The 8228-nt window shown below is 77.3% G+C and carries 7 protein-coding genes; 1 reads left to right on the top strand and 6 read right to left on the bottom strand.

Translation table 11 applies throughout. The annotated features are described in order from the left end of the window. Positions 1 to 9 precede the first annotated feature (9 nt). A complete protein-coding gene (locus ACFWI8_RS29580) occupies positions 10 to 762 on the top strand; it encodes an SDR family NAD(P)-dependent oxidoreductase (RefSeq protein ID WP_387097794.1) in 753 nt (250 codons plus the stop codon). Here the strand turns inward: ACFWI8_RS29580 and ACFWI8_RS29585 are convergent. The 6 genes from ACFWI8_RS29585 to ACFWI8_RS29610 form a co-directional block, all read right to left on the bottom strand. Further along, a complete protein-coding gene (locus ACFWI8_RS29585) occupies positions 759 to 1709 on the bottom strand; it encodes a hypothetical protein (protein ID WP_387097797.1) in 951 nt (316 codons plus the stop codon). The genes ACFWI8_RS29580 and ACFWI8_RS29585 overlap by 4 nt on opposite strands. Then, positions 1709 to 2797 (bottom strand): glycosyltransferase, encoded by a 1089-nt coding sequence (locus tag ACFWI8_RS29590; protein WP_387097800.1) that lies wholly within the window; start codon positions 2795 to 2797, stop codon positions 1709 to 1711. Before ACFWI8_RS29590 ends, ACFWI8_RS29585 begins: the two co-directional genes overlap by 1 nt. Next, positions 2794 to 3552, bottom strand: coding sequence for a polysaccharide deacetylase family protein (locus ACFWI8_RS29595; RefSeq protein ID WP_387097803.1), 759 nt, complete (start codon positions 3550 to 3552; stop codon positions 2794 to 2796). Before ACFWI8_RS29595 ends, ACFWI8_RS29590 begins: the two co-directional genes overlap by 4 nt. After that, positions 3542 to 5545, bottom strand: a complete 2004-nt coding sequence (locus ACFWI8_RS29600) for a lipid II flippase MurJ (RefSeq protein WP_387097805.1) — start codon at positions 5543 to 5545, stop codon at positions 3542 to 3544. The genes ACFWI8_RS29595 and ACFWI8_RS29600 overlap by 11 nt, the downstream gene beginning before the upstream one ends. Next, on the bottom strand, positions 5542 to 6897 hold the full coding sequence (locus ACFWI8_RS29605; protein WP_387097808.1) for an O-antigen ligase family protein: 1356 nt from the start codon (positions 6895 to 6897) through the stop codon (positions 5542 to 5544). Before ACFWI8_RS29605 ends, ACFWI8_RS29600 begins: the two co-directional genes overlap by 4 nt. Beyond that, a partial coding sequence (locus tag ACFWI8_RS29610; RefSeq protein WP_387097811.1) for an exopolysaccharide biosynthesis polyprenyl glycosylphosphotransferase occupies positions 6897 to 8228 on the bottom strand: 1332 nt, incomplete at its 5' end. The genes ACFWI8_RS29610 and ACFWI8_RS29605, both read right to left, overlap by 1 nt.

Genomic DNA, 8228 nt, shown 5'->3' on the forward strand with positions numbered 1-8228 from the left:
GTCAGCGCCATGGCAGGACGCACAGTGGTGATCAGCGGGGGCGGCACGGGAATCGGCCTCGCGACGGCGCGCGCCTTCGCGCGGGACGGTGACACGACGGTACTGATCGGCCGGCGTCGGGAGGTCCTGGACCGGGCGGCGGCCGAACTGCCGGACGCGGTGCCGCTCTCCGCCGACCTGACCGAGCCGGCCCAGGTGGCGCGGGTCGCGGCCGAGATCGGTGACCGCTTCGGCACGGTGGACGTGCTGGTGCACAACGCCGGCGGCAACGGCAACCTCGAACCCGGGCCGCCGGCCGACGTGGAGCCGCTCGCCGCGACGGCGCACCAGTGGGCCGTGAACTTCCGCACCAACACGCTGACGGCGGTGCTGCTCACCGAGGCGCTCAAGGACCGGCTCGCCTCGCCCGGCGGCCGGCTGCTCTTCCTCAGCTCCATCGCCGCCCACCGGGGCTCGGGCTCCAGCGGCTACGGCGCGAGCAAGGCGGCGCTGCACCCCTACGCGTTCGCGCTGGCCCGCGAGCTCGGCCCGCGGGGGGTGACGGTGAACGTGGTGGCGCCGGGCTTCATCGACGACACCGAGTTCTTCGGCCCGAGCATCCCCGAGGAGCGGCGCCGGGCGCTGATCGCCGAGACGGCCAACGGCCGGGCCGGCGAGCCGGGCGACGTGGCGGAGACGCTGCACTGGCTCGCCTCGCACGCGGCCGGCCATGTGACGGCCCAGGTCGTCGCCGTCAACGGCGGCGCGGAGCGCGGCCGCTAGCCGCTGGGTAGGGCCGGTGCGGGGTTGTTCTTCTCCGTCAGTGGGGCGGCGCCGCCCACAGGCGTGTCGGCCTCGCCCGCAAGGCGGGCGGCCGGCACGGGATCCTCGGCCGACGGAGGCGGCTCCACCGCCGACGAGCACTCACCGACCGGCTCGAACACGCAGACCGGCAGGAACACCTGCGCCGACGGCACCTCAGCCGGAACGGTGCCCGCGGCCGATGCGCGCTCCTCGACCGGATCGGACTCCTCGGCTGGCGGGGCGGCCTGGGCCGGTGGTGCCTCGGTCCGAGGCAGCGTGCCCGCCGCCTCGGACGCACCAGCCGGAACGGCCCTCCCAACCGGCACGGACTCACCGCCCCGACCCGGCTCCTCCGTCGGAACCGGTTCGCCGGCCGAGGCAGGACGGCCGGCGGCCGGGGCCCGGGCCAGCTGGATGACGGTGCCGAGGAGGGCGCCCGCGCACGTGCCCACGGCCAGGGAGAGCAGCGGCGCGGGGGAGACCGGCGTGGCCGGCGCGCGGGCCGGCATCAGCTCGACCAGTTCGGCCGCCGTCTCGGGCTCCGCCTCCGCCGCGTAGCCGATCAGGGCACGCGCCACCGCGTTGGCGGCCCGCGCCGCCGCCTCGGCACCCGGCGCGCGTCCGGTGATCTCGATCACCGGCGCGTCCGGCGACGTCGCCGCCCGCACCCGGCCGCGCAGTTCGGCCGCCGAGCCGCCGGCCTCCTCCCGGGCCGCGTCCAGCACCGCCTCGCTGGTCGCCATCCGCCCGTACGACTGGGCGAGGCCCACCGCCGCCGCCGGATCGGCCTCCCCCGCCGCCCGCACCACCACGTAGCCGCTGGCCGCGTACTCGCGCTCGGCCAGCAGCGCGTACCCCGCGCCGAGCAGCGCGCCGAGCAGCACCGGAAGGGCGAACGGCCACCAGCGGGCCAGGACCCGTCGCATCAGCGACGCACCTCCTCGTAGACGGTCATCAGCTGCGCCACGGCCCGGTCGATGTCGTAGCGCCGCACCACCTCGGGCACCGGCAGCCGCCGCACACCGAGCGCCAGCTCGGCGCGGAGCGCCCTGGCCAGGTCGGGCACGGTGGCCTCGACGCGTCGCGCGCCCGGCGCCTCCTGGCGCGGCAGTTCGTCCACCGCCGGGCAGCTGACGTGCAGCACCGGCAGCCCGGCGGCCAGCGCCTCCAGCACCGCGAGGCCGAACGTCTCCTCGGTGGACGGCGAGACGAACAGGTCGAAGGCCGACAGCAGCCCCGGCATGTCGGGCCACTCGCCGACCAGCGCCACCCGGCCCGTCATGCCCAGCCGCGCCGTGAGCCGGCGCAGCCCCGCCCGTTCTGGGCCGGCGCCCGCCAGCACCAGCCAGACGTGCTCCGGCAGCTCCGCGACGGCCCGCAGCAGCACGTCGAAGCGTTTCTCCGGCACCAGGCGGCCGACCCCGCCCACCACCACGGCGCCCTCCGGCAGCCCGAGCCTGGCCCGGACCGCCGCCCGCGCCTCCTCGTCGAAGGCGAAAGTGGCCGGCTCGATGCCGTTGGGCACGACGTGGATCCGGTTCGCCGGCACGCCCCAGTCCCGCAGCCGGCCGGCGACCGTGCCGGAGACCGCGACCGTGGCCGCGCCGAGCCGCTCGCCGGCCAGGTAGAGGGCGCGGGTGGCGGGCGTCAGCGGCCGGCCCTCGATGCGGTGGGCGCCGAGCGAGTGCTCGGTGGCGACCACGGTCCGCACGCCGGCCAGCCGCGCGGCGAGCCGGCCGTAGACGCAGGCCCGGTAGAGGTGGGTGTGGACCAGGTCGTAGTCGCCGCCCCTGATGAGCCGCACCAGCCTGGGCAGCGCGCCGACGTCGCGGTTGCCGCGCATCCCGAGGTCGGTGACGGCGACCCCGTCGGCCCGCAGTTCGGCCGCGACGGGGCCGGCGTTGGTGAGGGTGACCACGTCGCAGGCGAGTGGCAGCCGGCGCAGCAGGGACCGCAGCTGGCGCTCGGCGCCGCCGACGCCGAGCCCGGTGATGACGTGCAGCGCGCGCTTCAACGGGCCACCACTCCGGCCGGCGGTGCCTCGAGCCGGACGCCGCGGCGGCGCAGCGGGTGCAGCCGCCGCTTGAGGCGCATCCGCAGCGGCCCGTCGGACTCGCCCATGTGGATCCTGGGCAGCGCGTAACGGCCGGTCAGCGAGCCGGGCTTGACGGCGCAGGCGTAGGAGTAGCCGGCGGCCCGCACGGCGTCGGCGACCCGGGTGTCCACGGCGCCGTAGGGGTAGCAGAACCCGGCCACCGAGCGGCCGGTGATCTCGCGCAGCAGGTCCCGGCTGTGGGTGATCTCGCGTTCGAGCGCGGCGTCGTCGAGGCTGGTCAGCGCGAGGTGCCGCAAGCCGTGCGAGCCGATCTCCATGCCGGCCGCCGCGGCGGCCCTGATGCCGTCGGCGTTGAGCAGCCGCTTGCGCGGGCCGTCCGCGTCCCAGGCGTTGCTGCCGTGCAGGCGGCCGGGGAGCGCGAAGACGGTGGCGGTGCAGTTGTGGCCGCGCAGCAGCGGGACGGCGTAGTCGAGGAAGTCCTTGTACCCGTCGTCGAAGGTCAGCCCGACCAGCCGCTCGGCCCGGCCGAGCTCGTGGGCGCGCAGCAGCTCGCTCACCGACACGCCGCGCAGCCCGCGGCGGCGCAGCCACGCCAGCTGCTGGTAGAGGCGGTCCGGGGTGACGGTGATGCGGTACGGGTCGGGGCTGGTGTAGGCCACGGAGTGGTACATGAACAGCCACAGCGGCGCGGGGGCGTTGGCGTCATGGGCCATGGGTGAGGTGCCTCCTGGTGAGAGCGGACGGGAGACGGGCGAGTCCGGGAATCCGGGCGAGCAGCTCGCGGGCCTCGGGCACGCGCAGCGCGTGCGCCGTGGCGGCGAACACGGCGGGCACGAGGACGGCGCCGGTGGCGAGCGCGGCGGGCGCGGGCAGCGTCGCCGCCGCGTCGGCGGCCGCCCAGCCGGCGGCGGTGGCGACGGCGGCGGCCAGCGCGAGGCGGCCGACGCGGCCGAGGACGCGGCGGGGGTCGACGGGGATGGTGCGGGACGCGAGTCCGTGCAGCAACAGCGCCGCGGTGACGGTGATGCCGGCCGCGTTGGCGGCGGCGATGCCGGCGGCGCCCCAGCGGGGGGTGGCGACCAGGCCGCCGCCCACGGTGACCAGCAGCCCGGCGGCCATGGCGGCGAACGGGAACCAGGTGGGCCTGGCGGCCGAGAAGAACGGCCTGACCAGCGCGCCGGTGAGGGTGTGGCCCAGCAGACCGACGGCGTACACCCGCATCACGGCAGCGGTGGCCGCGGTGTCCTGCGCGTCGAACGCGCCGCGCTGGAAGAGGAGTTCGATGATCCGTGGGGCGTGGGCTACGACGTAGGCGGCGCCGACCAGCACCACGACGGCGGCCACCACGAGATCGCGCTCGACGCGCAGCCTGGCCCCCGCCAGGTCCCCACGGGCGACCGCGCCGGCGACCATGGGGAGCGTGACGGTGCAGACCATCATGGCCAGCACCATCGGCAACTGGGCCACCTTCTGGGCGTAGTTGAGCCACGAGATGGCCCCGGACGGCAACGACGAGGCGAGAAACCGCTCGACCAGCACCTGCGCCTGCCGACTCAACGCGAAGAGCACCACCGGCACCACGAGCTGGCCTGGCGGCCTGAGCGCCACGCGGCCTGGCGGCCTGAGCGCCTCGAAGGTTCCTCCGGCAGGCCCCTCACGGAGGCGGGCGGCCACGGCCGAGCTCCGCCGCACGGCCGCCCCCGGCGGCGCCGTGCCGGCCGCCGCCGCGGAACCCGGCCGGCCCGGTTCCTCCGCACTCCAGGACTCGCCACCGGCCGCCGCCCCCGGGCTCCCCTCATCGATCAGCCAACCCGCCGCCGGCAGGCGCGCCGCACCCGGCGCCCCGCCGCCGGCAGGTCCGCCCCCCGGTCCCCCACCACCCGCCGACCTGCCCGCCGCAGGCGGCACACAGCACCCGGCCACCGGCCGCTCCGGCGCGCCGGCGCCGGCGCCGGCGGCAGCGTGGTCAGCCACCGCCACCGCGAACCGACCGCCGTCAGGTCCAGCCTCCGCCGGCAGGCCCACCGCGGGCGGCCGGTGGGTGGTGGGGGTCGCCTTCTGACCGGGCGCCGGCAGGCGCAGCCGGTGGAGGAAGAAGGGGAGTTGCAGGAGGACCATCAGGAGGCCGCCGAGGGCGACGCCGGTGGCGGCGGCGCGGATGCCGTAGGTGGTGTGGAGGAGCAGCGCCGTGGCGACGATGCCGACGTTGTAGGCGACGTAGATCGCCGCCGGCGGCAGGAAGTCGCGGTGGGCGCGGAGCGCCGCGCTGAGGTATCCGGCCAGTCCGAAGGTGAGGATCGTCACTGCCGTCAGCCGGGTGCAGTCGACCGCGAGGTCCCGGTCGGCGAGGCCCGGGGCGAGGAGCCTGACGAGCAGCGGCGCGCCCGCCGCCAGGGCGGCGCTCGCCGCGGCGAGCGCGAGCAGCAGCCTCGGCAGCGTGGCCGCGACCAGCGCCCGCGGCGGTCGGGCGCCCCCGCTGGCCAGGGCCAGGCTGAAGGCCGGCACCAGGACCAGCGCCATCGCCTCCTCGATCAGCAGCGTGGCGGCGAACTCCGGCACGGTCCAGGCGACCAGGAACGCGTCCGTCGCGCCGCCGGCTCCGTACAGCGTCGCGATGATCTGGTCCCGCAGCAGCCCGCACAGCGCGCCGGCCGCGGTCAGCGCCGCGGTGAGGCCGGCGGCCCGGGCCACGAAGCGTTCGCTCACGTCGGCCCCCGCTCCTCGAGCGCCGCCGGGGAGAGCGCCCACCAGGCGGTGAGGCCGAGGGCGACGGCGGTCAGCACGGTGGTGGGGCCGCCGATGTCGGCGTACAGGAAGTTGACGAGCTGCCAGACCAGGAGTCCGACGGCGGCCAGGCCGGCCGCGCTCGGCCGGCCGTCGCCGGCCCGCCGCGCCCGGCGCAGGGCGAGGACCAGCAGCGCCGCCCAGCAGCCGAGGACCGTCGCCGTGCCGAGCAGGCCGATCTCGCTGAGCAGCAGCAGGTACATGTTGTGCGGGGAGAGCAGTTCCTGGCGTTGGAACGCGGCGCCGGCGCCGCCGGTGTCGCTGCCGGCGGAGAGCGCGAGCGACGCGTAGCTGTCGCGGTGGTCGGCGAAGCCGCGCGGGCCTGTGCCGGTCCACGGGTGGTCCTGCCACATGCCGAGGGCCGCCTGCCACATGGCGTACCGGTCGACGACCGACTGGTCGGGGGTGCCGGTGACGTCGCCGATGCTGCTGAGCCGGTCCGCGACCATGCCGGAGCCGAGCGCGGCCCCACCCACCAGCAGCGTGCCGGCGGCCAGCAGGGCGAGCAGCGTGCGCCGGGCACGCCGTCCCGAGCCGAACGCGGCGAGCAGGACCACGGTGAGCACGGCCACGCCGCTGGCCAGCCAGGCGCCCCGGCTGAACGAGACGGCGAGCGGCAGGGTGAGAAGCGCGGCGCAGCCGAGCGTGACGGGCCGCCACCAGCGCGGGGCGGTGCGGTGGGCGGCCAGGCCGAGGCAGAGGGCGGTGACCAGGCCGTGGGAGACGGTGGCGGCCATGCCCATGATGTGGAGCGGGCCGAAGGTGCCGACGGCGCGGACGTTCTGGCCCATGTAGGAGGCGCCCGAGCCGGTGGCGTACTGCCAGCAGCCGAGCCCGCCCTGGGCCAGCGCGAGCGCCACGAGTGCGCCGGCGACGAGCCGGAAGTCCCGGGCGTCGCGCAGCAGCAGCACCAGGCAGAGCGGCACCACCACGAAGGTCTGGAGGAGGCGCAGCAGTCCCGGCAGGGCGGCGGCCGGGTCGGCGGCGGTGACGGTGGCGACGGCGAAGGCGAGGATCGGGGCGCCGAGCACCACCGCGGCGCGCTGCGGCAGCGGCGGCCGCCGGCCGCGGGCCAGCAGCACCGCGCAGCAGCCGGCGAGCGCCACCGAGGCCAGGTCGGCCGGCGTGGCGGTGGAGCCGGCCAGGCTGAGGCCGCCGACCGGCACGGCGAGCAGCAGCACGGTGGCCAGCAGCGGCAGCAGCCGCCAACGCCCTGCCGGCGCGGCGGGGACGAGCGCGGGCCCGCGGTGCGCGAGCGCGGTGGTCGCGGGCATCAGCTGCCTCCGAGGCGGAGGCAGGCGGCGGCGGTCCGCAGCATGATGCGGATGTCCTGCCAGAGCGACCAGGTCTCGATGTAGAGGTTGTCGAAGCGGGTGCGGTCCTCGATGGAGGTGTCGCCGCGCAGGCCGCTGACCTGGGCGAGCCCGGTGAGCCCGACGGGCATCCGGTGGCGGTCCGCGTAGCCGGGGTAGACCCGGCTGAACCGCTCGACGAAGTGCGGTCGTTCGGGGCGCGGGCCGACCAGGCTCATGTCGCCGCGCAGCACGTTCCACAGCTGCGGCAGTTCGTCGAGCGAGGTGCGGCGCAGCAGCCGGCCCACCGGGGACATCCGGCCGTCCTGGCTGATGTTCCAGCGGGTGGCGGCCTCCCGGTCGTCGGCCGGGCGCAGACTGCGGAACTTGAGGATGACGAACGGCCGGCCGTCCTCGCCGATCCGCTCCTGCCGGAAGATCACGCCTGGCCCGTCGGCGATCCGGACGGCGAGGGCGCACAGCAGCAGCAGTGGGGCCACGGCGACCAGGGCCGCGCCGGCGACGACGACGTCGAGGCCGCGTTTGCCCCAGCGGGCGACCCGGTGGCGGCGCGGCGGGTCGAGGCGGCGGCAGGTGTAGCCCCACACGTGGCTCTCGCGCGGCGCGCCGGGGGCGCGGGCGCCGGCCGGGGCGGGCTCGATCCACCAGACGGCGCAGCCGCGTTCCCAGAAGAGCCGCAGCAGTCGGCGCTGCGGCTGCCGGGCGAAGACGACGTGCCGGACGGCTCCCGGCGGCACCGCCCGGCCGAGGTCGTCGCCGAGCGGCAGCACGGGCAGCCGGGTGCGCTCGGGCAGCCGTTCCGGCATCGGGCCGACGAGGGCGACGGGGCGCATGCCGAACTCGAGGTGCTGGGCGAGCATGGCGGCGACGCGCTGGGCGTGCGGGCCGGTGCCGACGATCAGCGTGGGGCGCGGGCAGCGGCGCGCGGCCCGGCGGCGGGTGGCGTGGACGGTGCCGCGCGCCGCGACGGCCAGGAGGGTCTGGGCGGAGACCAGGGCGAGGGTCCTGGTGGGCTCGTGCCGCTCGGCGAAGAGCGCGGCGGCGGCGCACCAGGCGAGGGCCGAGTGGCCGAGCAGCGGCGGGAGTTCGTCGAGGGCGCCGCCGGAGAGGGTGGGCCGGTACAGGCCGCGGGCCCGGTTGAGCGCCGCGAAGACGGCGCCCACGAGGGCCAGGGAGAGCAGGGCGAGGGCGGCGGGCTGCCGGGACGGGCCGGCCACCACCGGCGCCGCGGCGGCGGCCAGCGCGTCGCAGGCGAGCAGCCAGTGGGCGCCGCCGACCGCGCCTCGCCGGCC

The organism is Streptomyces sp. NPDC127098, assembly GCF_042722465.1.
In the GTDB taxonomy this organism is placed as follows: Bacteria; Actinomycetota; Actinomycetes; order Streptomycetales; family Streptomycetaceae; genus Streptomyces; species Streptomyces millisiae.